A 26,250-nucleotide genomic window follows, 5' to 3' on the forward strand; every position below is an offset into this window, starting at 1 on the left:
TCGAGTGCTGAGAGCGGTCCGGTTCATCGAGCGCAGAGAGCGGTCCGGCCGCCGGCCCCGCAGCACCCGCGCCGGCGTCCCAGCGCGCCGAGCACGCCCGCCTGACATGATGGCGAGATGTCCGGCTCGTCCCCCGATCGAGCGCGCCCCGCGCCGCGGCCGCGCTTCTCGCCGCGCGCTCTGGTCGCGCCCCTGACCTCCGGCGCGACGGTCCGGGCGGGGGTCTTCCTGGTCGTGGGCGGCGTGGTCGCCGGAGCGTACGGGCTGCTCGGCGCGGGGTTCGTGCAGATGTTCGCCGAGCCACGCACCGCGACCCCCACGACCGTCGTGCTCGCGATCGTCGCGACCACCCTTGCCGCCGTGCCCCCTTTCCTCGCCCCGGTCCGTGCGGTCGAGGTCCTCGCGGTACGCACCCTGCTCGACGTCGACGTCCCGGTCCCGTCGGGCCGGCCCGGCCCGGCAGCCAGGTGGCGCGGTGCGGCCTGGTTCGCGCTCCACCTGCTGCTCGGTCTCGTCGCGGTCGTCGTGCTGCTGGCCGTGGTCCCGCTCGTGCTCGACCTCGTGCTCTCGGTGCTCGGCGCGCCGTTCGTCGACCCCGGGTGGCTACCGAGTGTGCTGGAGGGTGAGGCGGCGCGCATCGCGCTCGCGCTGCTCGTGATCCTCGCCCTGCCGTACGCGGTCGTCGGGGCGCGCGCGGTGCTGCGGTCCGCGGCACCCCTGCTGCTGGGCCCCGACCAGAGCGAGCGGATCGCCGAGCTCGAGGCGCAGGCCGCGCGCCTGACCGCGCGCAACCGCCTCGCTCGCGACGTGCACGACGGCGTCGGTCACGCCCTGACGATCACCGTGCTCCAGGCCGCGGCGGCGACCCGCACCCTGGAGACCGACCCGCGGGCCTCACGTCGCGCGCTCGAGGCCATCGAGGAGACGGGCCGCCACGCCCTGGCCGAGCTCGACGACCTGCTGCGCCGCCTGCGCGACCCAGCGAGCGAGGCGTCCGCCGAGCACGACGACGTCGCGATGCTCGTCCGCCACGCGCGCGCCGCGGGAGCCCACGTCACGCTGCGTCTCGTGGGCGAGGTGGGCCGGGCGCCGCTCACCGTGACCCGCGAGATCTACCGGATCGCCCAGGAGTCGCTCACCAACGCCCTGCGGCACGCGCCGGGCGCGCCGATCCACGTCCGGGTGGTCCGCGCGGACGACCTCCGGATCGAGGTCCGGCACCCGTGGTCGCCCCCGCCGGGCGGGGCATCGGTGCGACGGGGCCGCGGGCTGCCGGGCATGCAGGAGCGCGTGACCGCCCTCGGCGGCACGCTCTTCGCGGGGCCCGACGGCGGAGCGTGGGTCGTGCGCGCATCGCTGCCTCTTCCCGAGGCCGCGTCGGACGAGGTGACCCCGTGAGGCCGGCGGACCCCGACGTGCCCGGGCGGGCAGGGGCCGGTGACGTGCCGGCCGGACCCGCGAGGGTCCTGCGCGTCCTCGTCGTCGACGACGAGCCGCTCGTCCGGGTGGGCCTCCGCGTGATCCTCGACGCCGAGCCCGACATCGAGGTCGTCGGGGAGGCTGCGGACGGCGCGGACGTGCCAGGTGCCGTCGAGGCGACCCGGCCCGACGTCGTGCTGCTCGACGTCCGCATGCCGCGGGTCGACGGGATCGCCGCGACCCGCGCGATCGTGGCCCGTGCCCCCGCGCCCCGGGTCCTCGTCATGACGACGTTCGAGAACGACGACCACGTGCTCGACGCGCTGCGCGCGGGAGCGCACGGCTTTCTCCTCAAGCGGACCCGCCCCGAGGACCTGGCCCAGGCCGTGCGGGTCGTGGCCCACGGGGAGTCGCTCCTCTTCCCCGACGCGGTGCGACGGATCGCGACCGCTCACCCGGCGCGGGGCGATGCCCTGCGCTCGGCCCGGCTCACCGAGCGCGAGGGCGACGTGCTGCGCCTCATGGCGACTGGGAGGTCCAACCAGGAGATCGCCGGCGAGCTGTTCCTCGGGGTCGAGACCGTGCGCACCCACGTGGGCAACCTGCTCGCCAAGCTCGGCGTCCGCGACCGCACGCAGGCCGTCGTCGCGGCCTTCGAGTCGGGCTTCGTGCGACCGAGCCCCTAGGACGGGTTAGGGCGGCCCGCAGATCCCTGTGCAGAGCACCCGTACGTCGGCGAGGATGGTTCAGAGCCCCACGACACGATTCCAGGAGGCGACACCATGACGAAGTACCTGATCACCTTCCCGAGCGCTGCGATGGTCGTTCCCGACGACGAGCTACCGGCTGTCTCCGACGCGTCACGCGCGGTGGTCGAGGAGGCGAAGCAAGCGGGGGTCTGGGTGTTCGGCGCCGCGATCGACGAGGGCGTTCCCCCCGTCCTGGTCGCCGGGGACGGCACGGTGACCGAGGGCACGTACCCGCAGACGAAGCAGCTCGACGGTGGCTTCACCCTCCTGGAGGTGCCCTCGCGCGAGGCAGCGCTGGAGTGGGCCGCGAAGTTCGCGGTCGCCTGCCGGTGCGCGCAGGAGGTGCGCGCCTTCCACTACGACCCCGCCAGCTGAGGGGTCGTCCGCCCGACGACTCCTCGACGACGTCCCGATCGTTCACCCGTACGGGGGATCCCGCTCACCGGTGCGGGTGATCTCCTCCTGGCCGCGCGCCGGGAGCCTGGAGAGACAGCGCGCCGGACCGTCCGGCGGCCGTCACCTCGGGAGACACCATGGACGACACCGACCTCACGACCGGCACGACCGGCACGACCGGCACGACCACGACGTCAGCACCACCCGGGCGCAACGCCCCCGGTCACACCGGCTCACAGCCGAACCGCACACCACCCCCATCGCGGGGCGCCCCGCGCTGGCCGCGGTGGGTCCCGGGGCTCACGGTCGCGTGGTGGCTCGCAGGAGCGATCACGGCCCTCGCTGCCGTTCTCACCGGCCGTCACCTGCCCGTCGGGGCCTCGACGCCCGACGCAGCAGGGACGATCGTCGACTCCGTCCCGAGCGACGGCCTGACCGCGGTTCTCGCCACCCTGGGACTGGTCGGGGCGGCGCACGCCGCCTGGATGACGTCGCGTGCCGGACGCCCGGCGACGCGCCGGGTGCGCGCCGCGGCGGTCACGGTCTCCGGGCTCGTCGTGGCCCTCGGCGTCGTGTTCGCCGACACCAGCCTTCTCGCCCGCATGGGGTATCTCCCGGTCGTGCTCGTCCGGGCCCCGTTCGACCCGGAGCTCGCGGGTGCCTTCGACCAGTACGTCGCGCCCGCGTTCCTGCTCCAGCTCGGCGTGCTGGCCGCCCTGGTCCTCCTCGCGGTCACGACCGTCCTGTTCGTCCGGCGCAGCAGCGGGGCGTGCGCGGTCTGCGGCCGACTGGACGCCCCGGCCGACCACCACGCACCGGCACCCGCCGGGAAGACCTCCGCGACACCGTCGGGCATCGTGGCCTGGGGACTGCCCGCCGCGATCGTCGCGGCGACCATCCCGTGCCTGTACGCCCTCACGCGGCTGATCTGGGTCCTGGGGTACCCGCTCGGGCTCGACCCCGAGATGTACGAGCAGGACGCCGGCAGGCTGGTCGCCCCCGCGGTGGGTCTCGGGCTGTTCGCCGTGGTCGGTGCCGTGCTGACCCTCGGCCTCGTGCAACGGTGGGGAGAGGTCTTCCCTCGCTGGATCCCGGGCCTGGCCGGGCGACGGGTCCCCGTCGCGCTCGCGGTCGTCCCCGCCTCGGTGGTCGCGGTCGCGATCCTCCCGGCCGGGCTCTCGATGATCAAGGGTCTGCTGGAGATGTCGACGCCCGAGCTCCTGGCCAACTGGGCGGCGTTCGGTCCTGGCGTGCTCTGGCCTCTGTGGAGCGTCGCGCTCGGTGTCGCGACGGCCGCGTACGCGACCCGACGCCGTGGCACCTGCCGGCTGTGCGGTCGTTCGCCCTCGACGATCACGCCCCGCGTCGCCCGATGAACCGGGCCCCCGTGTGCCAAGGTGGGAGACCAGCACCTTCGACGATCGGACCTCATGCACCAGGAGCACCTGCCGTCCCCGACCCCTCCGGTCCAGCACCTGCACCTCTCGGCGCGTCTCGAGGACCGGATCCGTGCGGCTGCTGTGCGATTCCTCCGGTCGCGGGGGTGGACCCCGCGGATCGAGCCGTACGTCGGCTACGGCACCGAGGGCTCGGTGCGCGTGCTGGCGCGCGTGCTGCTGAGTCGTCCGCACCGCCGCGCGGACCTGGTCTGGAACCGGCGCGGGTGGCGCAACTACCTCACGGTCTCGGCTCCCGGAGAGGTGGTGCGTGCGTCCGTGACGCGCACGGGGGCCTCGGGGGTCGACGAGCGTCTCGTCGTGGACCTCGTGGCCGACCGGGACGGCTACGTCGACGGGATGCTCGACGTCGCGCTCGAGCCCGGCTGGCACGACGTGCAGCTCGCGACCGCGAGCGGGGCCGTCGCGACGTCGCGGGTCTTCGTGGTCGGCCCCGGCCGGCGCCTGGGGGTCATCAGCGACATCGACGACACGGTCATGATCACCATGGTCCCGAGCCTGTTGCGCGCGGTATGGAACACGTTCGGGCTGCATGCGAGCGAGCGGCGCCCCGTGCCCGGCATGGCCGACCTGTACCACGGCATCGCCTCTGTACATCCGGAGGCTCCCTTCGTGTACTTGTCGAACGGGGCGTGGAACACCGCGGGAAACCTCGAACGCTTCCTCGACCGCAACGGCTTCCCGCCCGGGACCCTGCTCCTCACCGACTGGGGCCCTACGGCCACGGGCTGGTTCCGCAGCGGCCAGGAGCACAAGGGCAACGCGATCGACCGGCTCGTGCGCGAGCTGCCCGACGTCGGCTGGCTCCTCCTCGGCGACGACGGCCAGCACGACCCCGAGATCTACGCTGCCGCGGCGCGCCGGCACCCTGAGCACGTGGCAGCGATCGGCATCCGGCAGCTCAGCCCCACCCAGAGGCTGCTCGCGCACGAGCCGCCCGCGCCGTCGGGCAGGAACGGTGCGGCGAGCCGTGGCGGGACGGGCACGCCCGGCTCGCGCCGCACCCGGCGCCCCGCGCACGGCGTCCCCACGGCAGGAGGGCCCGACGGCGCAGCGCTCGCCCGGGCGCTCGGGCGCGCCCTGCGCTGAGGTCGGCCCGCGCTCGACGCGTGCCGCACCGCCTCCTGCGGACCGCGCCGAGCGGCCGGGCCACGGGTTCGGCCGCGCGGCGCACAGGATGCCGGGCACCTGACCGGTTGGCCCCGTTCGTCACGGGATGATTCCCTGGACACATGACGGACGACCAGGAGCGACGAGGCCCCGCAGGTAGCCAGGACCCCACCGAACCGATCAGACCCGGCTTCCCGGCGCCGGGCGGTCTCACCGGGGGCAGCGTCCCGCCGGCCGAGCCCATCCCGAACGCACCCGACCCGTTCTCCCCGACCGGCGCACCGACCACTCCGCCCCCCGGCGGTCCGGGTGAGCCGCCGCCCGGAGGCCCGGGCGAGACCCCCTCGGGGAACCGTGCATGGTGGTGGGCGCTCGGAGGGCTGGTCCTCCTCGCGATCGTCGCCGTCACTGTCTGGCTCGCGACCCGGGGCGACGCGGGGGGCGACGACGGCGCCTCCCCCGGCGCGACGCCGTCGGGCACCGTGACCTCCGAGGCACCCTCGGAGGAGCCCAGCCCCGAGCCCACGACCGAGGTGACCACTCCCCCCGCCACGGGCTGCACGCCCACCGAGGGCGGCACGCCCGCCGGCGCGAGCACGCACGAGATCATCGACGTCGACTTCGACGGGCGCCCCGACACCGCCTGGCTGACCACGGGTGCGGACCGGCGCTTCGGGATCACGACCGCCTCCGGGGCGACGTTCTCCGCTCCCGTGACGACCGCGAGCCCCGTCCCGGCGAGCGCGGTCGTCAACCTCGTCGCGGCGGGCGACGGCGAAGCGCCGATCGCGCTGGTCGACGTCGGCCGCGAGGTCCTCCTGTACTCGGTCGCGAACTGCGCCGTGAACGTCACGCAGAACGCGCAGGACGAGCCGTACACGTTCGACAAGGGCTTCAGCGGGTTCGGTACAGGAGTCGGGTGCACGGCCGTGGACGGCGTGCTGCACCTGGCCGGGCTCAACGCGATGTCGAACGACGGCTCGACCTACACCGTCGCGCGGACGTTCGTCGACCTCGACGAGTCCGCTCGCCGAGCCACGAACGGTCAGACGGAGACCGTCGCCGAGGGGGTCCCGGCGAGCGACCCGGTCGTCGTGACGGCACAGGAGACGAGCTGCGGCGACCTCGTCGCGGGCGGCGCCGACCCCGGGGGCCCGGTCGAACCGCAGGGCTGAGCATCGAGAACGCCGAGGGGCCCGTCATCCACAGGATGACGGGCCCCTCGGCGTTCGGGAGAGGCTGCGCTCAGGCCTGGGGGGCCAGGGCAGCGATCATCGGGTCGTCCTTCTCGATCATGCCCATCTTCGCCGCACCACCCGGCGACCCCAGGTCGTCGAAGAACTCCACGTTCGCCCGGTAGTAGTCGCTCCACTCCGAAGGTACGTCGTCCTCGTAGTAGATCGCCTCCACCGGACACACCGGCTCGCACGCACCACAGTCCACGCACTCGTCAGGATGGATGTACAACGACCGCTTGCCCTCGTAGATGCAGTCCACCGGACACTCCTCGATGCACGCCTTGTCCTTCACGTCCACACAAGGCTGAGCAATCACGTAGGTCACGGCGGACCACCTTTCTGGAGGGTTCTGGCTGCCCGCAGGAAGGCCCCGGCAGCGTCGCGCGTGGTGCGCGCCGCGGTGCCGGGGCCATTCCCGTTCACGCGGGTCTCGTCGCGGCGGCCCCTGTGGGCCGCCACGGTGAGGGAGATCAGGCGGGGATGATGAGGCCTTCGCCCTGGGTGCGGGCGCGTGCGAGGCGTGCGTCGGCGTCGGCCCAGTTGACGAGGTTCCACCAGGCGGTGACGTAGTCGGCGCGCACGTTCTGGTAGTCGAGGTAGTAGGCGTGCTCCCAGACGTCGAGCAGGACGATGGGGACCAGGCCCAGGGCGATGTTGCCCTGCTGGTCGTAGAGCTGGACGATGATGAGCTTCTTGCCGAGGGTGTCCCAGGCGAGGATGGCCCAGCCCGAGCCCTGGACGCCTGCGGCGACCGCGGCGAAGTGCTTCTTGAACTTCTCGAACGAGCCGAAGTCCTCGTCGATGGCTGCGGCGATGTCGCCCGTGGGCTCGCCGCCGCCCTCGGGGGAGAGGTTGGTCCAGAACGCGGAGTGGTTGACGTGGCCGCCGAGGTTGAACGCGAGGTTCTTCTCGTGGAGGTTGACCGCGGCCAGGTCGCCCGAGTCGCGGGCCTCGGCGAGCTTGTCGAGGGCGGTGTTGGCGCCGGTCACGTAGGCCTGGTGGTGCTTGGAGTGGTGCAGCTCCATGATGCGGCCGGAGATGTGGGGCTCGAGTGCGCCGTAGTCGTACGACAGCTCGGGAAGGGTGTAGACAGCCATGGTGAGTCCTCTCGTTCGGTGTCGGCCACGCTAGGACCTCAACCTGGGTTGAGGTCAAGTCGGACGCCCCGGGTCGCGGCCGCGGCGGACGGACCCGCTCGGCACGATCCCTGGGGCACGTGGCCCTGCCCCGAGCACATCATGACCGGGCGCGACCTGCACGTCCTTCTCAGGAACGGGCGTGTCCCGGTGGCAGACCGCGGTACGTCAGGGGGCGAGACTCAGCTCGCGCGCTGCTGGCCGCTCATCGCGTGGATCGACTCCATGACCTGGTCGGTGAGCTCGCGCCGCGCCTGCGCGGGCTTGCCCGAGGTGATCTGGCGCGCGGGCTCGATGGGCTTGCCGAACTCGACCGTCACGCGGTGGATGCGCGGGAGGCGCGCGCCGACGGGCTGGACCTTGTCGGTGCCCTTGATCGCGACGGGGACGATCGGCGCGTGGCCCGCGAGCGCGAGCCAGGCGACACCGGTGTGCCCCTTGTGGAGCTTGCCGTCGCGCGAGCGCGTGCCCTCGGGGTAGATCCCGAAGGCACCCCCGTTGTTGAGCACCTCGAGCGCGTCCTCGAGCGAGCGCTGCCCGGCACGCGGGTCGTCGCGCTGCACGGGGATGTGGCCGAGGGTCGTGAAGAACCAGCGCGAGACGCGCCCCTTGAGCCCGGTGCCCGTGAAGTACTCGGCCTTGGCGAGGAACGTGACGTGGCGCGGGGCGACGATCGGGATGAGCAGCGAGTCCACGAACGAGAGGTGGTTGCTCGCGAGGATCACGGGTCCGCGCCGGGGGATGTTGTTCAGACCGGTCACGCGTGGCCTCAGGAACGCGTAGGCCAGGAGCGACAGGATCAGCTTCAGCACCCGGTAAGTCATCCGTACATTGTGCACCGACGTGCAGGGCTGCCCGACGACGACCGCCCACCCGGGCGTGGTGCGCGGTGGTCGCGCGGCGGACCACCGGGGAGAACGCCCGGGATTGCACAGATGTTCACGGCGCCTGGTTCGGCGCGCACCCCGCGACTGCTCAGGGTCTCGTCAACCGAACGCGACGACCGTCCCGTTCCTCGTGCCGAACACGCCGCCACCGACCGCGAAGAGGCTCCACGCGTCGACGGCCACCTGCTCCTCCCATCGCGTGCTCCCGTCGGCCACGTCGATCGACACCCAGCGGGACTGCGCGCCGTTGTCCTCGCTGTAGGCGATCGTCAGCCCGCCGCGGCTCGCGAAGGCCGCCGCGACCTGGCCGTTCGTCCTTCCGACCGCGGGGTCCTTCCACGCCCACACCTCCTCGCCCGTGGCCGAGTCCACGGCCACCGCGCCCGGGTAGGACGAGATGACGGTCACGTCGCGGGTGACGAGGAGCACCTGGGTGGCGTAGCCGGAGAAGGTCCACCGCTCGCCACCCGCCTCGTCGAGAGCCACGAACCCGGGCCCTCTCCTCGAGAACAGCAGGGGCGGCCCCGTGCCATCCGTCGCGAGGGGCTCCATGAGCTCCCCCTGGGCGCTCCAGAGCACCGTCCCGTCGGTGTCCAGGAGCTCGGACTCGGTGAGCCCGCCCCGGACGAGCCGCCCGTCGCGGAGCTGCTCCAGGCGGGTCAGAGCCGTGGAGAGGACCGTCCCGTCGCTCGAGAGGCTGGCGTTCACGTCGCACCCGAGGAGCATGAGGACTCCGTCCATGCCGTAGAGCTGCACCTCGTCCCAGCCGCCGACCGTCGCGCCGTCCTCCTGGTAGGCCATGCACGAGCTGTCGGACGTGCGCGTGGGCACGGTCTGCGTCCAGCGCACCTCGCCCGTGCGGGCGTCCTCGACGAGCACGACGACGTCACGTCCGTCCCGTACCACCCGCGCCAGGTCACCGGTCGAGAGCACCGTGGCGTTTCCTCGGGCGGGGTCCAGAGCACGCTCGGCCATGGTCCTCCCGTCCAGCCCGAGGACCGTGACCGTGCTCGGGGGGAGCGTGAAGGCCGGGGCGGCCTCCTCTGCCTCGGCCCAGCCCAGGCACGTGACCGACCGCGCGTCGAGGGCGTCGGCCGACGGACCACCGGAGGCGCCGCACTGCACGGACCCCAGGCCGTCGCGCCGCCACGCCTCTGCGCCCGTCGCGCGGTCGTACGCGACGAGCGCGCCCTCGGCGGCGACGACGAAGAGCTCGCCCGCCGCGAGCGGCCAGGCCTCACCGACGTCGACGGTCCACAGCTCGCGCGGTGGTCGCTCGAGCCCGACGACGCCACCGGGCACCGCCCGCAGCAGCGCCTCGGCCTGCCGGGCACGCACCACGTCCACGAAGGTCAGGCCGCCGAGCACCAGGACGAGCGCGGCCGCGACCCCAGCGAGCAGCACGCGTCGGCGCTTCCTGGCCCGCAGGTCGGCCGGCGCGTCCTCATGGGCGGACCCGTCGGACCCCGACGGGTCCGACACGGCGCCGGTCTCACCTCCCTCGCCCGGCGAACCCGCGGCGACGTCCGCGCCCGGGCGCGCGGCGCCGTCGGGCAGGGGCGTGCCGTGGACACCTGGCACGCCACCGGGCGCGCCCCACCCCCCGGGCTGCGGCGCGAAGAGGTCGTCACCGTCGTCCAGGTCGTCGACCACCTCGAAGGTGATCGGGCGAGGTTGCTCTCGGCGTCGAAAGGGCACGCCCGGAGCCTAGCTCCCGGGCGTGCCCTCGTGACGGGTCCGCTCAGCGCGACGCGACGGTCACCAGGTAGTCGTCGGCGTCGTCGTCCCAGCGCAGCTCGATCGCGCCCGCGGTCTGCGCGGCCTTGCAGAACTGGAGGAAGCTGCGGTAGCCGAGCGCCTTCTCGCTGAAGTCCGGACGCTTCTTGCGGAGCTGGTTCTTGAGGCCCGACAGCGGCGCCGAGTCGCCCTGCTCCCCCACGACCGTGCGCAGCAGCGCGAAGTCGTCGCCCGCGTGCCCGCGCTCGGGCAGCGAGACCTCGGGGTCTCCCGTCGCGGGGCCCGCGCTGAGCTGCACCACTCCGCGCTCCTCGAGGTAGCGCAGGAACTCCCCGAAGTTGCGGAAGCCGTAGTCGGCCTCGCTGAACGTGGGGTCCTTGCGCAGCAGGGTGCGCTTGAGCGTCGAGGCCACGACGGCCCCGCTCGACGAGCTCGACAGGTCCGCGAGGGTCTGCGCGACGAGGACCGCGAGGTCCTCGTCCTCCGAGGCGGAGGACGCGCCGTGCCCGACGGCGGACTCGAGCTCGGCCTCGACGTCCAGCGGGGCGGGCGTGGGCTCGGGCAGCGAAGGTACAGGCTCGGTGGCCGTCTCCGTGGCCGATGCGGGCGGCGTCGCGGACCCGCCCGAGGGAGCGGCCGAGGCCTTGCTCGAGGAGCTCGACGAACCCGACGACCTTCCCGAGGACTTGCGCGCCGTGCTGCGGTTCGAGCTGCCCGAGGACCGCTTGCGCTCGACGGGCTCGTCGGGGATCTCGACGCCCTCGAGGCGGTCGTAGAAGAGGAACTCGTCGCACGCGGGCGGCAGCAGCTTGGACGTCGAGTTCTCGACGCCGATCCCGATCACGCGCTTGTTGAGCTCGCGCAGCTTGTGCACGAGGGGCGAGAAGTCGCTGTCCCCTGTGCACATGACGAACGTCGAGATGTACTCGCGCTCGAACGCCATCTCGATCGCGTCGACGACCATCTTGATGTCGGCGGCGTTCTTGCGCGAGGCCCCCATGCGCTGGGGCATCTCGATGAGCTCGACCTGGTGGCGGGTCAGGGAGCGTCGGTCCTCGTCGAAGTAGGACCAGTCGGCATAGGCGCGGCGGACCACGACCCGACCGCGCGCGGCGAGCGCGTCGGCGATCGGCTTGAAGTCGAAGGTCATCCCGCCCAGATGGTCGCGCGCACCCAGCGCGAGGTTGTCGTAGTCGAGGAAGACGGCCAGACGTTCTTCGGTGTCCATGTCCGCCAGGGTATGGCCCGGGCGGGGCGAACGCCCATCCGCCGGGGCGGCCGGGTGGCGGAGCGCGGGGCCTCGTCCGGCCGCGAGCGCCGCGCTAGCATCGGTCGGTGCGCAAGATCGGGCTGCTGGGTGGCATGAGCTGGGAGAGCTCTGCCCTCTACTACGCCGTCATCAACGAGGGCGTGAAGGGTCGCCTCGGCGGGCTGCACTCGGCGCGCTGCGTGCTGGGGTCGGTCGACTTCGCCGAGGTCGAGAAGATGCAGTCGACGGGCGACTGGGAGGCCGCGGGCACGCTGCTCGCCACCGAGGCCGTGGCGCTGGAGCGCGCAGGTGCCGAGCTCCTCGTCCTGTGCACCAACACCATGCACAAGGTCGCCGACGCGATCGAGCGCGCGGTCGGCATCCCGCTGCTCCACCTCGCCGACGTGACGGCTCAGGCCGTGCTCGCTGCGGGGCTCAGGACGGTCGCCCTCCTCGGGACGCGCTTCACCATGGAGGAGGCCTTCTACCGCGACCGGCTCGCGGGCCACGGCCTCCAGGTCCTGGTCCCCGGCGCCGACGACCGGTCGACGGTCGACCGCGTGATCTACCAGGAGCTCGTGCTCGGCGAGGTGCGCGACGCGTCGCGCGACGCCTTCCGTCGCATCATCGACGAGCTCGCCTCGCGCGGGGCCGAGGGTGTGATCCTCGGGTGCACCGAGATCGAGCTGCTCGTCGGGCCCGCGGACAGCGCGCTCCCGACCTTCCCGACCACGCGCCTGCACGCCGAGGCCGCGGTCCGCGAGGCCCTCGCCCCCCTCGCCTGAGCGCACCGACTTCCCCCTTCTCGGCCAGTGCGGGCGCGGCCGCGCGGCCGCCCGCCCTGGCGCGCGGGGACATGTTGGGACATGAACCCCCTCTGCGCCAGTTTTCCGACACTTGTTGACGTTTCACCCACCCCTCAGTAGCGTTCTTGCTGAGTTGATGCAAGAACTGAACAGTTGTCTGCTCGAAGTGGAGCAGATGGCTGCAACTCTCGAAGGATTAGCCAGTCGAGCAGCCCGGGATCCCCGGGCCACGCCTGCGCCTTCAGGGCCTCAGCGATGGAGCGAGGCCGGTCTGGCACGGGGCTCGCCCTACCACCGTCACCGTTGACGGGAGATCGAGGACCTACCGATGAGAAGTCCACGCACGTCACTCCGGCTGCTCGCAGCAGCCACCAGCGCCACCCTGCTCCTACCGTTCGCCCTGGCGACGTCGGCCGCCGCGGCTCCCGTCGTCCTCTCGGCGGGCAAGCCCGCCGCGGCGAGCAGCAACAGCTCGCCCTACCTGGCGGGCAACCTCACCGACGGCAACCAGGGCACCTACTGGGAGTCCTCGAACGGCGCGTTCCCCCAGTGGGCGCAGGTCGACCTCGGGTCGGAGGCCACCGTCGAGGACCTGGTGCTCAAGCTCCCGGCCGGCTGGGGAGCACGGACCCAGACCATCACGCTCCAGTCCAGCACCGACGGCTCGTCGTACAGCACCCTCAAGGCGAGCGCCGCGTACACGTTCGACCCCGCCTCGGGGAACACCGTGACGGTCGACGTGCCCGACACGTCCGCGCGGTACGTCCGTGCGAGCGTCTCGGCCAACACCGGCTGGCCGGCCGGGCAGCTCTCGGAGCTCGAGGTCCGCGGGACGGCCGGGACCGGCGGGGGCACCGACCCCGGCGGCCCGGGCACCCCGCCGACCGGCACCGACCTCGCCCAGGGCAGGCCCGTCGAGGGCTCCTCGACCGAGTGGACCTTCGTGGCGTCGAACGCCACCGACGGGAACCCGGCGACCTACTGGGAGGGGGCGGGCGGGCAGTACCCGAGCACCCTCACCGTGGGGCTGGGGTCCGACGTGGCGCTCAGCGACGTCGTCGTGAAGGTGCCTCCGGCGGCCGCCTGGTCGGCCCGCACCCAGACCTTCGAGATCCAGGGCCGGGCCCAGACCGGCGGGGCGTGGACCACGCTCAAGGCCTCGGCTGCCTACCGGTTCGATCCCTCGACCGGCAACTCGGTGTCCGTCCCCGTGAGCGGCACCGCGGCCGACGTCCGGCTGCGCTTCACGGGCAACACCGGTTCGGGCAACGGTCAGGTCGCCGAGCTGCAGGTCTACGGCACCCCGGCGTCCAACCCCGACCTCACCGTCACAGGGGTCACGGCGACCCCGGTGTCCCCGCTCGAGTCGGACGCCATCACCCTGACGGCGACGGTCAAGAACATCGGGACCAAGGCGTCGGCCGCGACCGACGTGGCCTTCACGCTCGACGGGCAGACCGTGACGACCAAGCCCGTCGGGGCGATTGCCGCCGGCGCGCAGTCCGTCGTCACCGCGAGCATCGGCAGCCGGACGGCGGGCTCCTACGCGATCGGGGCCGCCGCCGACGCGGCGAAGACCGTGGTCGAGCAGGACGAGTCCAACAACGCCTACACGCACCCGACCCGGCTGGTCGTCACGGCCGTGCCGAGCTCCGACCTGATCCCCACCCTGACCTGGAACCCCAGCAACCCCGCGGCCGGCAGCACCGTCACGTTCACGGCGACGCTCGCCAACCAGGGCAACATCGCCTCGGCCGCCGGCAGCCACGGCGTGACCGTCACGCTCAGGGACACAGCGACGGGCGCCACGGTCAAGACGCTCACGGGGAGCGTCTCCGGGTCCGTCGCGGTCGGCGCGACCAGCGCGGGCGTGAACCTGGGCACCTGGGTCGCGGGCGACGGCAGCTACGACGCGACCGTGGTCGTCGCGGCGGACGCCCACGAGGTCGCGGCCAAGCAGGCCAACAACACCGCGACGCGGTCGCTCTTCGTCGGGCGTGGCGCGAACATGCCCTACGACACCTACGAGGCGGAGGACGGCGTCGTGGGCGGGGGCGCACAGGTCGTCGGGCCCAACCGGACCGTCGGTGACATCGCCGGCGAGGCGTCGGGCCGCAGGGCGGTCACCCTGAACACGACGGGCGCCTACGTCGAGTGGACCACCAAGGCTCCGACCAACACGCTCGTGACCCGGTTCTCGATCCCCGACTCGACGGGCGGCGGCGGGACCGACGCGACGCTCGACGTCTACGTCGACGGGCAGCTCCTCAAGACCCTCGACCTCACGTCGCGGTACGCGTGGCTCTACGGCAACGAGACCAACCCCGGCAACCAGCCCGGGGCCGGCGGCCCCCGTCACATCTACGACGAGACCAGCGTCCTGCTCGGGACCACCGTCCCGGCCGGCGCGAAGATCAGGCTCCAGAAGTCCGCGAGCAACACCTCCCGCTACGCGATCGACTTCGTCGACCTCGAGCTCGCGACGGCGCAGCCCAACCCGAACCCCGTCGCGTACGTCCAGCCCGCGGGCTTCACGCACCAGGCGGTCCAGAACGCCCTCGACAAGGTCCGCATGGACACGACCGGCACCCTCAAGGGCGTCTACCTCCCGGCCGGCGACTACCAGACCGCGAGCAAGTTCCAGGTCTACGGCAAGGCCGTCGACGTCGTGGGCGCGGGCCCCTGGTTCACGCGCTTCTTCGCCCCGGCGTCCCAGGAGAACACCGACATCGGCTTCCGGGCCGAGGGCACGGCCAACGGCTCGGCGTTCCGCGACTTCGCCTACTTCGGGAACTACACGTCACGCATCGACGGGCCGGGCAAGGTCTTCGACTTCGCGAACGTCAAGGACATGACGATCGACAACATCTGGGTCGAGCACATGATCTGCATGTTCTGGGCGTCCAACATGGACGACTCGGAGATCAAGAACTCCCGCATCCGCAACACGTTCGCGGACGCGCTCAACATGACCAACGGCAGCGCGAACAACCACGTGCACAACAGCTCGGCCCGAGGCACCGGGGACGACTCGTTCGCGCTCTTCGCGGCGACCGACTCGGGAGGCAGCGGACAGCAGGGCAACGTGTTCGAGAACCTCACGTCGACGCTCACCTGGCGTGCGGCCGGCCTCGCGGTCTACGGGGGGCAGGACAACACGTTCCGCAACTTCTACATCGCGGACACCCTCGTCTACTCGGGCGTGACGATCAGCTCGCTCGACTTCGGCTACCCGATGGAAGGGTTCGGCCCCCTGCCGACGACGTTCGACGGCATCACCGTGGTGCGGTCGGGCGGGCACTTCTGGGGCTCCCAGACGTTCCCGGCGGTCTGGCTGTTCTCGGCGTCGAAGAAGTTCAGCGCGATCCGGGTCAACGACCTCGACATCGTCGACCCGACCTACGCCGGGATCATGTTCCAGACGAACTACGTGGGGTCCACCCCGCAGAACCCGTTCCAGGACACGGTCCTCTCGAACGTCTCGATCACCGGTGCCCGCAAGAGCGGCGACCAGTTCGACGCCAAGTCCGGCTTCGGCATCTGGGTCAACGAGGCGGCCGAGGCCGGCCAGGGTCCGGCGGTCGGCTCGGTCACGTTCAACAACCTGCAGATGAGCAACAACGTCCAGGACATCAAGAACACGACGTCGACGTTCACGATCGTCCGCAACCCGTAGCGGCCGATCCCCGACGGCGGGCGGCCGGCCACTCTCCGGCCGCCCGTCGTCGGGCCCCCGGGGTGGTCGTCCCCGACCACCCCGCACCCGGAAGACCGACCCGCCCTGGGCGGGAGATCAAGGACGATCATGAGAACACCGTTGAAGCACCTGGTCGTGGTGAGCACCGCGATCGCGCTCGTCGTACCGCTCGGCGCGGCGGCCGTGGCACAGGCCGCGCCCCCCGCACCGACCAACCTGGCCGTCGGCAAGCCCGTCGCGGCCTCGTCGGTCACGCAGAGCTATGCGGCCTCGAACGCGAACGACGACAGCACCAGCACCTACTGGGAGGGCGCGGGCGGGCAGTACCCCTCGCACCTGACCGTCAGCCTCGGCAAGGACGCCGACCTCGACCGCGTCGTGGTCAAGCTGCCGCCGCCCTCCGCCTGGTCCTCACGGACCCAGACCTTCTCGCTGCTCGGCCGCGCCGAGGGCGCGACGACCTTCACGACCCTCAAGGCCTCGGCGGCCTACGCGTTCGACCCGGCGACGGGCAACAGCGTCGCGATCCCGGTCTCGGCCGAGGTCGCGGACGTCCGCCTCGCCTTCACGGGCAACACGGGGGCGGCGAACGCGCAGGTCGCCGAGCTCCAGGTCTGGGGCACGTCCGACGGGTCGGGCGAGCCGACGCCCGAGCCCACGGAGACCCCCACGGACCCGTCCGGGACCAACCATGCCAAGAGCCGGCCGGCCGTCGCCTCCTCGACCGAGTGGCAGTTCGCGGCGGGCAACGCCGTCGACGGGCAGCCGAGCACCTACTGGGAGGGCGCGGGCGGGCAGTACCCGTCGACGCTCGACGTGCAGCTCGCCTCCCCGACCGAGGTCAGCACCGTGACCGTCAGGCTGAACCCTGACGCGGCCTGGGGTCCGCGCACGCAGACCTTCTCGGTGTGGGGCCGGTCCGGGAGCGGGGCCTGGCAGCAGCTCAAGGCCTCTGCGGCCTACGCGTTCGCGCCCTCGACCGGGAACACCCGCAGCATCACGGTGGCAGGGAGCGTCACCGACGTGCGGCTCCAGTTCACGGCCAACACCGGCGCGGGCAACGGCCAGGTCGCCGAGCTCGAGGTCTACGGCACCCCGGCCGCCAACCCGAACCTGACCGTCACGGCGGTCGGCGCGACACCGGCCGCGCCCGACGCGACGACCCCCGTCGCGCTCACGGCGACGGTCAGGAACACGGGCGACCGCGCATCGGCGGCGACCACGCTGGACGTCACGGCCAACGGCCAGAAGGTCGGCTCGGCCGCGGTCGGTGCGCTCCAGCCCGGCGCGTCGACCCAGGTCACGGTCGCGATCGGCGCCCGTCCCGCGGGCCAGTACACGATCGGTGCGGTCGTGGACCCGACGAACACCGTGGTCGAGAAGGACGAGACCGACAACGCCTTCACGTCCCCGACGAAGCTCGTCGTGGGCGAGGCGCCCGGGCCGGACCTCGAGATCGTCTCGGTCTCGTCCACCCCGGCCAACCCCGCCGTCGGTGCGGCCGTGACGTTCTCGGTGCAGGTGCGCAACCGCGGCGACCAGCCCGTCCCGGCCGGTTCGGTGACGCGCGTCGTCGCCGGCTCGACCACGCTCAGCGGCACGACGCCGGCCATCGCCGCGGGCGCGACCGTCACGGTCTCCCCGAGCGGCTCGTGGACCGCGACCAACGGCGGAGCCACCGTGACGGCCACTGCCGACGCGACCGACGTCGTCGCCGAGACGAACGAGAACAACAACACGGGCACGCTCACCGTGACCGTGGGCCGCGGCGCGGCCGTCCCGTACACGACGTACGAGGCAGAGAAGGGTCAGTACACGGGCACGCTGCTCCAGGCCGACCCGCTGCGCACGTTCGGGCACACGAACTTCGCCTCGGAGTCGTCGGGCCGTGAGTCCGTGCGCCTCACCAGCACGGGCCAGTACGTCCAGCTCACCTCGACCAGCGCGACGAACTCGATCGTCGTGCGCAGCTCGATCCCCGACGCCCCCGGCGGCGGGGGCCAGGAGAAGACCATCAGCCTCTACGCGGACGGCCAGTTCGTGCAGAAGCTGACCCTGTCGTCGAAGCACTCCTGGCTCTACGGCACCTCCGACGGGCCCGAGTCGCTGAGCAACACGCCCAGCGGTGACGCACGTCGTCTCTTCGACGAGTCGCACGCGCTGCTCGGCCGATCCTTCCCGGCTGGCACGGTGTTCACGCTCCAGCGCGACGCCGGGGACGACGCGGCGTTCTACGTCATCGACCTCGTCGAGCTCGAGCAGGTCGCTCCCCCGACCGCCAAGCCCGCACAGTGCACGTCGATCACCGAGTACGGCGCCGTGCCGAACGACGGGCTCGAGGACACGGCCGCCATCCAGGCCGCGGTCACCGCGAACCAGAACGGCGAGATCGAGTGCGTGTGGATCCCGGCGGGGCAGTGGCGCCAGGAGAAGAAGATCCTGACCGACGACCCGCTGAACCGCGGCATGCACAACCAGGTGGGTATCAGCGACGTGACGATCCGCGGTGCCGGCATGTGGCACTCGCAGCTCTACACGCTCCTCGAGCCGCACCTCGCCCCGGGCGTCATCAACCACCCGCACGAGGGCAACTTCGGGTTCGACATCGACGACAACGTCCAGATCTCCGACATCGCGATCTTCGGGTCCGGCCGGATCCGCGGCAACAACGCCCAGGAGGAGGGTGGCGTCGGCCTCAACGGCCGGTTCGGCAAGAACACGAAGATCAGCAACGTGTGGATCGAGCACGCGAACGTCGGAGTGTGGGTCGGTCGCGACTACGACAACATCCCCGAGCTGTGGGGGCCGGCCGACGGGCTGCAGCTCACCGGCATGCGCATCCGCAACACCTACGCGGACGGCATCAACTTCAGCAACGGGACGCGCAACTCGCTCGTCGTCAACTCGACGTTCCGCACCACGGGCGACGACGCGCTCGCCGTCTGGGCCAACCCCTACGTCAAGGACCGCACCGTCGACGTCGCCCACAGCAACGCGTTCCGCAACAACACGGTCCAGCTGCCGTGGCGCGCCAACGGGATCGCGATCTACGGCGGCTACGACAACTCGATCGAGAACAACCTGATCTCCGACACCGCGAACTACCCCGGCATCATGCTGGCGACCGACCACTCCCCGCTGCCGTTCTCGGGGACGACGCTCATCGCCAACAACGGGCTCTACCGCACCGGTGGGGCGTTCTGGAACGAGGACCAGGAGTTCGGTGCGATCACGCTGTTCCCGCAGACGCACGACATCACGGGTGTGATCATCCGCGACACCGACGTCTACGACTCGACCTACGACGGGATCCAGTTCAAGAACGGCGGCGGGAGCATGCCCGACGTCCGGATCTCGAACGTCCGCATCGACGGGTCGCAGAACGGGTCCGGGATCCTCGCGATGAGCGGGGCGCGCGGCAACGCGATCCTGTCGGGCGTCACCATCACCAACTCCGGTGAGGGGGACATCGACAAGGAGCCCGGCTCGCAGTTCGTCATCTCGGGGAGCTGACCGAGGAGCTCGACCGTCGTGCGGTGCCAGGGGGTCCTGGCGCCGCACGACGGCGTCGCGCAGCTCGTCGGGTCGACCGCGGGGCCCGGCGGCCCGGCACTCTCATCCCAGCCCGGTGATCGCCGACCGGTCGAACCGCAACCGCCCGTCCGCGGCCAGGAACGCCTCAGGATCCCCGCCGTGCTCCTGGGTCCACCGGACATCGCCCGTCGCTTGGTCGAGCGCCACCACGGTGTATCCCCCCGACGCGGCCGGCCCCACCAGGATCGCCGTGGCCCCGTCGGCGCCGGTGCCACCGACGCGCTGCGGTAGAGCGTCCGAGAGCGGGCCGACGACGCGACGCCACCGCTCGTCGCCCGTCACGGCGTCGAGCGCGACGGTCTCCCGGTCGATGGTCTGCACGATCACGACGTCCGCGGTCCGGACGAGAACCTGCCGCGCCGCGACCTGTGCGGTCCAGGCCGTCGCGCCGCCGGGGTGCAGCGCGAGCAACGCGTCGCCCTGGTCCAGCAGGATCAGGTCCTGGGTCGTCCCGTGGTGCGCGCCGCCCTCGAGCAGCAGTCCCTCGCTCGTCCACCGCACCGTACCGTCTGCCGCCAGGGCGTCGGCCGGGCCCGCCACAGCGGTACCCGACGACCGGAGGAACGTCCCGTCACCCAGCGCGGCAACCGTCGTCAGAGCCAGGGGCTCGTCGACGACCAGGCCGTCGGCGGTCAGGAACGACCAGACCCCGCAGCCGAACACCGTGACCACCCCTGACCGGACCTCGGTCCGCAGGACGCCCCCCACCGATCCCTCGCACGTCCACTCCAGGCCGGACTCCCGCACGGTCAGCCGCTGCTCCCACGCGACCTCGCCCGTCCGCACGTCGGTGGCGCGCACCACGGCCCCTGCCGCGTCCCTGCTCGCCTGGAGCACCACGCCACCGACCCCGACGGTCGGGGTCCCCGCCGCCAGGTCGAGCACGCCGTCGGCCACCACCGAGCCGTCGAGGCTCACGAGCCGGGCGGTCACCTCGTCGGCAGCGGTCTCGAGGCACACGACGAACCTCGCCGTCCCGTCCCCGACAGCGGATTCGGTCGAGCCGGCCGTGGACTCCGTGCTCGCGCTGCAGTCCTGCCCCGCGAGCTCGTCGAGCCGCCAGCTCTCGGTGCCCGTCCCGACGTCGAACCCCGCGAGACCGGAGCGGCCCGGCACCACCAGCAGGTCGTCGACGACGAAGGGCGTCCCGCCGTCGGTCGTGACGCTCCACAGGTCGCGTGGCGCGTGGCTCAGGTCGAGCACGCCGCCGTCGGTCCGCTCGATCGCCTCGTGCGTGTCGTCCTGCGTCGACGCTCTGTCCACGAGCACCACGGCGAGCGCGACCCCGACCGCGGCGACGCCGAGCACGAGGCCCGCGCGCCGACGTCGGGTCTGCGGGGAGCGCCCACGGCGCGCCGGTCCCCCCTGCCCTCCAGCCGGGTCCGGCCCGCCCGGCGCGTCGAGGTCGTTCTCCTCCGCAGAGTCGTCGAGCACGAACGTGACGGTCTGCTGGCTGCGTCGGCGGGGCACGCTCGGAGCCTAGTGGTCGCCGGCGGGGCGCCCCGACCTCCCTCGGGACCGCCGACGGGCGTACGTTGGGAGAGCGCCCGCGGGACCGACGGAGCACCGCGCGGGAGTGCGTGAGAACCGTGAAACGGGTCGAATCCGCACCGCCAGACCCTTCTGTCTCACTCTTCGAGCAGATACTGGCTCAGATCATGGATTCCCCCTACGATCGTCAACACCATCCAGAGCGGTCGAGAGTCCTGGCTCGTTGACACCGCAGCAACCCCCCAACGGAAGCCTCCCGCGGGTACGGGTGCTACAGCCAGGTTCGATGGAGCGATTCATGACCGAGGCATCTTTCCGCGCAACCCCGCACCACGGGGTCCTGTGCACCGTCCACCGCGCCCCGCGCACGGCCACCGTGGTCACCGCCGGCGCGCCCCTCGCCCTCCCGGCGGTCGCCCGATGAGCATCGTCGACCTGGGGCACTTCGGGCACGAGGCGCCGCGACCCACGGTGTCGTTCGAGCTCATGCCCCCGCGCCGCCCCGACGCCGCGCCCAAGTTCTGGGAGACCGCGCGCCGGCTCGTCGCGACCTCGCCCGACTTCGTGTCGGTCACCTACGGCGCGGCCGGCACGGACCGCGAGACCTCTCGCCGCGTCATCAGCCAGCTCCTGCACGGCACGCCCGTGCTGCCCATCGCGCACCTGACCTGCGTGGGTGCCTCGCGCGAGGACGTCGAGGACGTCATCACGGACTTCCTCGACGCGGGAGTGCGCAGCTTCCTCGCCCTGCGCGGGGACCCGCCGCGCGACCAGCCCGACTGGCGCCCCGCCGAGGACGGCGTGCGGTCGAGCACCGAGCTCGTGGCCCTGCTGCGCGAGGTCGAGGCAGCGCGCTGCGCCGCGAGCCCGAGCGTCGCGCTGCGCGGCGCGGCCCGCCCCCTGACCATCGCGGTCGCGACGTTCCCCGACGGCAACCTCGCCGCGGGCACGAGCCGCACCCAGGAGGTGCGCCGCCTCTGGCAGAAGCAGCAGGCCGGAGCGGACTTCGCGATCACGCAGCTCTTCTACGAGGCGTCGTCCTACATCGACTTCGTCGCCGAGGCGCGCGCCGCCGGCGTAACCATCCCGATCCTCGCGGGCCTCCTGCCCATGACGGACCCGGCCCGCCTCGCACGCGTCGAGGAGCTCACGGGGGTCCCCGCGCCGCGTCGCGTCGTCGAGGCCCTCGAGGCGGAGCCGGACCCGGCCGCGCGCCACGCGCTGGGCATCCGGCACTCGGTCGAGCTCGCTCGCCAGGTCCTCGCGGCCGGCGCGCCCGGCCTCCACATCTACACCTTCAACAAGCACCAAGCCGCTCTAGACCTGCTCGAGGGAGTCGACCTCGGCGGTGGGGCAGCGGGGGACGCCAGCGGCGTCTCGTCCCGCACCCCCGACCTGGCCAGCGGGCCGTGGGTCTCCGGCACTCCCCTTCCCTCCTCCGAGCCTGCCCTGGGCAGCGCATCGGTCTGACCAGTTCAGAGGTAATCACCATGAGTGCACCCACGTTCCCCTCCGGTTCCGTCCTCGGCTACCCCCGCATCGGCCCGCGCCGCGAGCTCAAGAAGGCCGTCGAGTCCTTCTGGGCCGGCAGGACCACGGCCGACGAGCTCGAGGCCACGGCCTCGGCGCTGCGCGTCGCGGCCGCCCAGCGTCTCGTCGACCTGGGCCTCGACGCCTCGTCGGGCGCCGTGCCCGGCTCGTTCTCCTACTACGACCAGGTGCTCGACGTCGTCGCTCTCCTCGGGGCGGTCCCGTCGCGCTTCGCGTCGCTCACCGACGAGAAGGGCGCGCTGGACCTCGCGGGCTACTTCACGGTCGCGCGCGGCGCGGGCGAGGACGCTCCGCTCGAGATGACCAAGTGGTTCGACACGAACTACCACTACCTGGTCCCCGAGATCAGCGAGTCCACGCCGTTCCGCTTCGCGGACGACCGCATCGTGCGCCAGTTCGTCGAGGCCAAGGCCGCGGGCGTCGTGACCCGTCCCGTCGTCGTCGGGCCCGTCACGTTCCTCGCGCTGTCCAAGGCCGCCGACGACAGCGCGCCCGGCTTCAGCCCGCTCTCGCGCCTCGCGGACGTCCTGCCCGTGTACGTCGAGCTGCTGCGCGCCCTGGCCGCGGCCGGTGCACCGTGGGTGCAGCTCGACGAGCCCGCGCTCGTGTCCGACTCGATCGACGTGCCGGCCGCCGAGGTCCACGCCGCGATCACCGAGGCGTACCGGGTGCTCGCGACCGAGCTCGCGGTGGGTACCGAGCGTCCCGCGATCCTCGTGGGGGCACCGTTCGGCGGGCTCGTCGGCTCCGGGCAGGACGGCCTCGACGGCCTCGCTCTCCTGGCCGCGTCCGACGTCGAGGCGATCTCGCTCGACCTCGTCAAGGGCGCCGTCCCGGCGGGCCCCGTCGCGGGCCTCGCGGACAAGACCGTCGTCGCGGGCGTGATCGACGGCCACAACATCTGGCGCGCCGACCTCACCGCGAAGCTCGACGTCCTCGACGCGGTGCGCGGGCTGGGTGCCGGCGCCGTGTCGGTCGGCAGCTCGACCTCCCTCCTGCACGTCCCGCACGACGTCGAAGCCGAGGACTGGACGAACGGCTCGATCGACGCCCGCCTGCGTGACTGGCTCGCGTTCGCGGACCAGAAGGTCGGCGAGGTCGCGATCCTCGCCCGGGCACTGACCGAGGGGCGTGACGCGGTCGCCGAGCAGATCGAGGCGTCCCGCGCCGCGGTGGCCTCGCGCGCGGTGGCGAGCGGCGTCGTCGTGCCTGCGGTGCGCGAGCGCGCCGCAGCCCTGACCGAGGGCGACTTCTCGCGCGGCGACTACGCCGAGCGCGCGGCCGCCCAGCAGGCCAAGCTGAACCTCCCGCTGCTGCCGACCACGACCATCGGGTCGTTCCCGCAGACCCCGGAGATCCGCCGCGCCCGCGCGCTCAACGTCAAGGGCGAGCTGTCCGACGTCGACTACACGACCGCGATGCAGGACGAGATCCGCCGCGTCGTCGAGCTCCAGGAGCAGATCGGCCTGGACGTCCTGGTGCACGGCGAGCCCGAGCGCAACGACATGGTCCAGTACTTCGCGGAGAACCTCGACGGGTTCGCCGTCACCGCGAACGGCTGGGTCCAGTCCTACGGCTCGCGCTGCGTGCGCCCGCCGATCCTGTGGGGCGACGTCACGCGTCCCGCCCCCATCACGGTCGACTGGTCGACGTTCACGGCCTCGCTCACCGAGAAGCCGGTCAAGGGCATGCTGACCGGTCCGGTCACGATCCTCGCGTGGTCGTTCGTGCGCGACGACCAGCCGCTCGGCGACACGGCCAACCAGGTGGGCCTGGCGCTGCGCGACGAGATCGCGGACCTCGAGGCGGCCGGCATCGGCATCATCCAGGTCGACGAGCCCGCGCTGCGCGAGCTCCTCCCGCTGCGCAAGGACGACCAGGCCGCGTACCTCGACTGGTCGGTGAGCTCGTTCCGCCTCGCGACCGCGGGCGTCGAGGCCGAGACGCAGATCCACACGCACCTGTGCTACTCGGAGTTCGGCGAGGTCATCGGGGCGATCGACGGGCTCGACGCCGACGTGACGTCGGTCGAGGCCGCGCGCTCGCGCATGGAGATCGTGCCCGAGCTGGCCGAGGCCGGCTACGCCCGCGGGATCGGCCCGGGTGTCTACGACATCCACTCGCCGCGCGTCCCCTCGACCGAGGAGGTCACCGATCTCCTCGAGCTCGCGGTGAAGTCGATCGACTCGCGCCTCGTGTGGGTCAACCCCGACTGCGGTCTCAAGACGCGTCGCTACGAGGAGACCGTGGCCTCGCTCGAGAACCTCGTCGCGGCGACGAACGCGGTGCGCGCCCAGCTCGGCTGACGCTCGGGACACCCGGGGAGCGGCGGGCCCACGGCCCACCGCTCCCCGGGAAGTTCTCCCCATTCCCTGGGGACCACCGCCACCAGTAGCATCGGCGCGCACGACTTCGCTCCACCGTGGGGCGAGACTCTTCGTCCCGATGGGGGAACCATGCACGCCGCCGCACCCGTACCGACCACGACCGACCAGCTGCTCTGGGCCGAGGGCCGGAAGAAGATGCGGCTGACCGCTGCCGTCTCCCCGTTCCTGGCCGTGGCGCTGCTCGCGCTCATCGCGTTCCTGCGGTTCGGCGACGACGAGAACTTCGGGCTGTTCCTCGTGATCGCGGTCGTCGCGGTGCTCGCGATCATCCTCCCGTTCCTCGTCTACTGGGTGCGCCAGGCCACGCCGTTCTCGGTGGACCTCCAGACACGCACGCTGCGCATCGGCGACGGGCCCGCGCGTCCGTTCTCCGACGTCACCTACGCGTACACGCGGATCGAGCAGGGCTCCCTCACGCTGCGCCTCGGGTTCTCGGAGACCGACCGCACCGCGATCCTGCGCAACCTGACGCAGGTCGTGAGCTTCCGTCTGCCCGAGGCCGACGCGCGCGCCCTCATGGAGGTCTTCGCGGGCTCGAGCCTGCCCGAGGAGAGCGTGGCCACCAAGGCCTTCATGGCGCAGAAGGTCCAGCTCGGCAAGGCCGACGCGATCGAGGTCGTCGCCGCGCTCGCGCAGCTCCCGCGCATCGCCTGAGGTAGGCACCCGCGCCGCCCGTTCCCGGGCCGCGCGGCGGACGGAAGCCGCCGGGACGGACGAGGGGCCCAGCACCGTGCGGTGCTGGGCCCCTCGTCGTGCGTGCCGTCCGGCGTCAGCGGTCCCGGCCGGCCATCGGGATGAAGCAGCCGAGCGTGACCAGCGCGAGGCCCGCGGAGAAGATCCAGGCGTGGCCCGACTCGACCGTGAAGGCCCACCCGAAGGCGACCATCCCGCCCACGAACAGGATGAACGCCACGAGGAAGCGGGCGACGGCCCCGGCTCGCTCGGTGGCCTCGTTGCGCTGCGTCGTCTGGCTGCTCATGCTCTTCGCTCCGTACTGGTCGTGTCGTTCGGTGGGGTCTCGCGGGGTTCCCCCGCGCGAGCGGGGGGCGTCTGCCCGACGACGTCACGCACGCGAGGCGTCCGGCCGTCAGTCCAGGTAGTGCTCCACCGTACCGGCATCCCGGATCGACGCGGCATCCGGGTCACTCCCGAACTCCCTCGCGGCGTCGCGCTGTCTCAGCAGGTCCCAGCACTGGTCGAGCTCGGTCTCGATCGCGCGGAGCCGCACGTGCTCCTCCGACGCGGTGATCTCCCCACCGGCGAGCTCGTCGCGCAGGCGCCGCTCCTCCGCCACCAGGTCGCCGATGTACTGCCGGATCCCTCGGTCCTCGGTCATTCCCCCACGG

Annotated in this window: 21 protein-coding genes and 1 riboswitch; of the genes, 13 read left to right on the plus strand and 8 right to left on the minus strand. The window is 72.4% G+C overall.

What is annotated here, in order from left to right; all coding sequences use genetic code 11:
- Positions 1 to 117 precede the first annotated feature (117 nt).
- The 6 genes from ACIPWA_RS15865 to ACIPWA_RS15890 all read left to right on the plus strand — a co-directional run bounded on the left by ACIPWA_RS15865 (position 118) and on the right by ACIPWA_RS15890 (position 6,306).
- Entirely contained in the window at positions 118 to 1,398 is a 1,281-nt protein-coding gene (locus ACIPWA_RS15865; protein ID WP_400291535.1) for a sensor histidine kinase, read from the plus strand.
- Positions 1,395 to 2,105: a response regulator gene (locus ACIPWA_RS15870; RefSeq protein ID WP_400291537.1), complete on the plus strand. Its 711-nt coding sequence runs from the start codon at positions 1,395 to 1,397 to the stop codon at positions 2,103 to 2,105. The genes ACIPWA_RS15865 and ACIPWA_RS15870 overlap by 4 nt, the downstream gene beginning before the upstream one ends.
- 96 nt (positions 2,106 to 2,201) lie before the next feature.
- Positions 2,202 to 2,543, plus strand: a complete 342-nt coding sequence (locus tag ACIPWA_RS15875) for a YciI family protein (RefSeq protein WP_400291539.1) — start codon at positions 2,202 to 2,204, stop codon at positions 2,541 to 2,543.
- Between the two features lie 158 nt (positions 2,544 to 2,701).
- Positions 2,702 to 3,940 (plus strand): hypothetical protein, encoded by a 1,239-nt coding sequence (locus ACIPWA_RS15880; protein WP_400291541.1) that lies wholly within the window; start codon positions 2,702 to 2,704, stop codon positions 3,938 to 3,940.
- Positions 3,941 to 3,994: 54 nt separating this feature from the next.
- A complete protein-coding gene (locus tag ACIPWA_RS15885) occupies positions 3,995 to 5,110 on the plus strand; it encodes an App1 family protein (RefSeq protein WP_400291542.1) in 1,116 nt (371 codons plus the stop codon).
- A 143-nt stretch (positions 5,111 to 5,253) separates the two neighbouring features.
- Complete coding sequence (locus ACIPWA_RS15890) at positions 5,254 to 6,306, plus strand: hypothetical protein (protein WP_068627554.1); 1,053 nt, start codon at positions 5,254 to 5,256, stop codon at positions 6,304 to 6,306.
- A gap of 70 nt (positions 6,307 to 6,376) precedes the next feature.
- On the opposite strand, the gene fdxA is transcribed toward ACIPWA_RS15890, so the two are convergent.
- From fdxA to ACIPWA_RS15915, 5 genes are all read right to left on the minus strand, one after another.
- The gene (gene fdxA, locus ACIPWA_RS15895) at positions 6,377 to 6,694 is read right to left on the minus strand and encodes a ferredoxin (RefSeq protein ID WP_056764260.1); all 318 of its coding nucleotides are present in this window, start codon (positions 6,692 to 6,694) and stop codon (positions 6,377 to 6,379) included.
- Positions 6,695 to 6,839: 145 nt separating this feature from the next.
- Entirely contained in the window at positions 6,840 to 7,466 is a 627-nt protein-coding gene (locus ACIPWA_RS15900) for a superoxide dismutase (protein ID WP_068706694.1), read from the minus strand.
- 221 nt (positions 7,467 to 7,687) lie between these two features.
- Positions 7,688 to 8,329, minus strand: coding sequence for a lysophospholipid acyltransferase family protein (locus ACIPWA_RS15905; RefSeq protein ID WP_056648365.1), 642 nt, complete (start codon positions 8,327 to 8,329; stop codon positions 7,688 to 7,690).
- Between the two features lie 162 nt (positions 8,330 to 8,491).
- Entirely contained in the window at positions 8,492 to 10,090 is a 1,599-nt protein-coding gene (locus tag ACIPWA_RS15910) for an outer membrane protein assembly factor BamB family protein (protein ID WP_400291544.1), read from the minus strand.
- 43 nt (positions 10,091 to 10,133) lie between these two features.
- Positions 10,134 to 11,357, minus strand: a complete 1,224-nt coding sequence (locus tag ACIPWA_RS15915) for an NYN domain-containing protein (protein ID WP_400291545.1) — start codon at positions 11,355 to 11,357, stop codon at positions 10,134 to 10,136.
- A gap of 107 nt (positions 11,358 to 11,464) precedes the next feature.
- Here ACIPWA_RS15915 and ACIPWA_RS15920 point away from each other — a divergent pair, with 107 nt between their 5' ends.
- From ACIPWA_RS15920 to ACIPWA_RS15930, 3 genes are all read left to right on the plus strand, one after another.
- Positions 11,465 to 12,163, plus strand: coding sequence for an aspartate/glutamate racemase family protein (locus tag ACIPWA_RS15920; protein WP_400291547.1), 699 nt, complete (start codon positions 11,465 to 11,467; stop codon positions 12,161 to 12,163).
- A 349-nt stretch (positions 12,164 to 12,512) separates the two neighbouring features.
- Positions 12,513 to 15,860 carry a discoidin domain-containing protein gene (locus ACIPWA_RS15925; protein WP_400291549.1) on the plus strand — a complete coding sequence of 1,116 codons (3,348 nt, stop codon included), beginning with the start codon at positions 12,513 to 12,515 and terminating at the stop codon, positions 15,858 to 15,860.
- A 129-nt stretch (positions 15,861 to 15,989) separates the two neighbouring features.
- Positions 15,990 to 19,394, plus strand: coding sequence for a CARDB domain-containing protein (locus ACIPWA_RS15930; protein WP_400291551.1), 3,405 nt, complete (start codon positions 15,990 to 15,992; stop codon positions 19,392 to 19,394).
- Between the two features lie 102 nt (positions 19,395 to 19,496).
- Here ACIPWA_RS15930 and ACIPWA_RS15935 read toward each other — a convergent pair whose 3' ends face one another.
- Positions 19,497 to 20,945 (minus strand): outer membrane protein assembly factor BamB family protein, encoded by a 1,449-nt coding sequence (locus ACIPWA_RS15935; RefSeq protein ID WP_400291552.1) that lies wholly within the window; start codon positions 20,943 to 20,945, stop codon positions 19,497 to 19,499.
- A 211-nt stretch (positions 20,946 to 21,156) separates the two neighbouring features.
- A riboswitch (SAM riboswitch) is annotated at positions 21,157 to 21,259 on the plus strand.
- A gap of 5 nt (positions 21,260 to 21,264) precedes the next feature.
- Between ACIPWA_RS15935 and ACIPWA_RS15940 the strand changes: the two genes are divergently transcribed.
- The 4 genes from ACIPWA_RS15940 to ACIPWA_RS15955 all read left to right on the plus strand — a co-directional run bounded on the left by ACIPWA_RS15940 (position 21,265) and on the right by ACIPWA_RS15955 (position 25,558).
- The gene (locus ACIPWA_RS15940) at positions 21,265 to 21,390 is read left to right on the plus strand and encodes a hypothetical protein (RefSeq protein ID WP_400291554.1); all 126 of its coding nucleotides are present in this window, start codon (positions 21,265 to 21,267) and stop codon (positions 21,388 to 21,390) included.
- Positions 21,387 to 22,436 (plus strand): methylenetetrahydrofolate reductase, encoded by a 1,050-nt coding sequence (locus ACIPWA_RS15945; RefSeq protein ID WP_056648341.1) that lies wholly within the window; start codon positions 21,387 to 21,389, stop codon positions 22,434 to 22,436. The genes ACIPWA_RS15940 and ACIPWA_RS15945 overlap by 4 nt, the downstream gene beginning before the upstream one ends.
- 20 nt (positions 22,437 to 22,456) lie before the next feature.
- On the plus strand, positions 22,457 to 24,823 hold the full coding sequence (gene metE / locus ACIPWA_RS15950) for a 5-methyltetrahydropteroyltriglutamate--homocysteine S-methyltransferase (RefSeq protein ID WP_068627461.1): 2,367 nt from the start codon (positions 22,457 to 22,459) through the stop codon (positions 24,821 to 24,823).
- A gap of 150 nt (positions 24,824 to 24,973) precedes the next feature.
- Positions 24,974 to 25,558: a hypothetical protein gene (locus tag ACIPWA_RS15955; protein WP_400291558.1), complete on the plus strand. Its 585-nt coding sequence runs from the start codon at positions 24,974 to 24,976 to the stop codon at positions 25,556 to 25,558.
- Between the two features lie 115 nt (positions 25,559 to 25,673).
- On the opposite strand, the gene ACIPWA_RS15960 is transcribed toward ACIPWA_RS15955, so the two are convergent.
- Positions 25,674 to 25,883 carry a hypothetical protein gene (locus ACIPWA_RS15960; RefSeq protein WP_056648334.1) on the minus strand — a complete coding sequence of 70 codons (210 nt, stop codon included), beginning with the start codon at positions 25,881 to 25,883 and terminating at the stop codon, positions 25,674 to 25,676.
- Between the two features lie 108 nt (positions 25,884 to 25,991).
- A complete protein-coding gene (locus ACIPWA_RS15965) occupies positions 25,992 to 26,240 on the minus strand; it encodes a DUF2630 family protein (protein WP_056648330.1) in 249 nt (82 codons plus the stop codon).
- Positions 26,241 to 26,250 lie beyond the last annotated feature (10 nt).

This window comes from Oerskovia enterophila, assembly GCF_044748475.1.
GTDB classification, from domain to species: Bacteria; Actinomycetota; Actinomycetes; order Actinomycetales; family Cellulomonadaceae; genus Oerskovia; species Oerskovia enterophila.

Coding starts and splice junctions, on each gene's coding strand:
- ACIPWA_RS15865 (WP_400291535.1), top strand. CDS start 118: ATGTCCGGCTCGTCCCCCGATCGAGCGCGCCCCGCGCCGCGGCCGCGC.
- ACIPWA_RS15875 (WP_400291539.1), top strand. CDS start 2,202: ATGACGAAGTACCTGATCACCTTCCCGAGCGCTGCGATGGTCGTTCCC.
- ACIPWA_RS15880 (WP_400291541.1), top strand. CDS start 2,702: ATGGACGACACCGACCTCACGACCGGCACGACCGGCACGACCGGCACG.
- ACIPWA_RS15885 (WP_400291542.1), top strand. CDS start 3,995: ATGCACCAGGAGCACCTGCCGTCCCCGACCCCTCCGGTCCAGCACCTG.
- ACIPWA_RS15890 (WP_068627554.1), top strand. CDS start 5,254: ATGACGGACGACCAGGAGCGACGAGGCCCCGCAGGTAGCCAGGACCCC.
- ACIPWA_RS15900 (WP_068706694.1), bottom strand. CDS start 7,466: ATGGCTGTCTACACCCTTCCCGAGCTGTCGTACGACTACGGCGCACTC.
- ACIPWA_RS15905 (WP_056648365.1), bottom strand. CDS start 8,329: ATGACTTACCGGGTGCTGAAGCTGATCCTGTCGCTCCTGGCCTACGCG.
- ACIPWA_RS15915 (WP_400291545.1), bottom strand. CDS start 11,357: ATGGACACCGAAGAACGTCTGGCCGTCTTCCTCGACTACGACAACCTC.
- ACIPWA_RS15925 (WP_400291549.1), top strand. CDS start 12,513: ATGAGAAGTCCACGCACGTCACTCCGGCTGCTCGCAGCAGCCACCAGC.
- ACIPWA_RS15930 (WP_400291551.1), top strand. CDS start 15,990: ATGAGAACACCGTTGAAGCACCTGGTCGTGGTGAGCACCGCGATCGCG.
- ACIPWA_RS15940 (WP_400291554.1), top strand. CDS start 21,265: ATGACCGAGGCATCTTTCCGCGCAACCCCGCACCACGGGGTCCTGTGC.
- ACIPWA_RS15945 (WP_056648341.1), top strand. CDS start 21,387: ATGAGCATCGTCGACCTGGGGCACTTCGGGCACGAGGCGCCGCGACCC.
- metE (WP_068627461.1), top strand. CDS start 22,457: ATGAGTGCACCCACGTTCCCCTCCGGTTCCGTCCTCGGCTACCCCCGC.
- ACIPWA_RS15955 (WP_400291558.1), top strand. CDS start 24,974: ATGCACGCCGCCGCACCCGTACCGACCACGACCGACCAGCTGCTCTGG.
- ACIPWA_RS15960 (WP_056648334.1), bottom strand. CDS start 25,883: ATGAGCAGCCAGACGACGCAGCGCAACGAGGCCACCGAGCGAGCCGGG.
- ACIPWA_RS15965 (WP_056648330.1), bottom strand. CDS start 26,240: ATGACCGAGGACCGAGGGATCCGGCAGTACATCGGCGACCTGGTGGCG.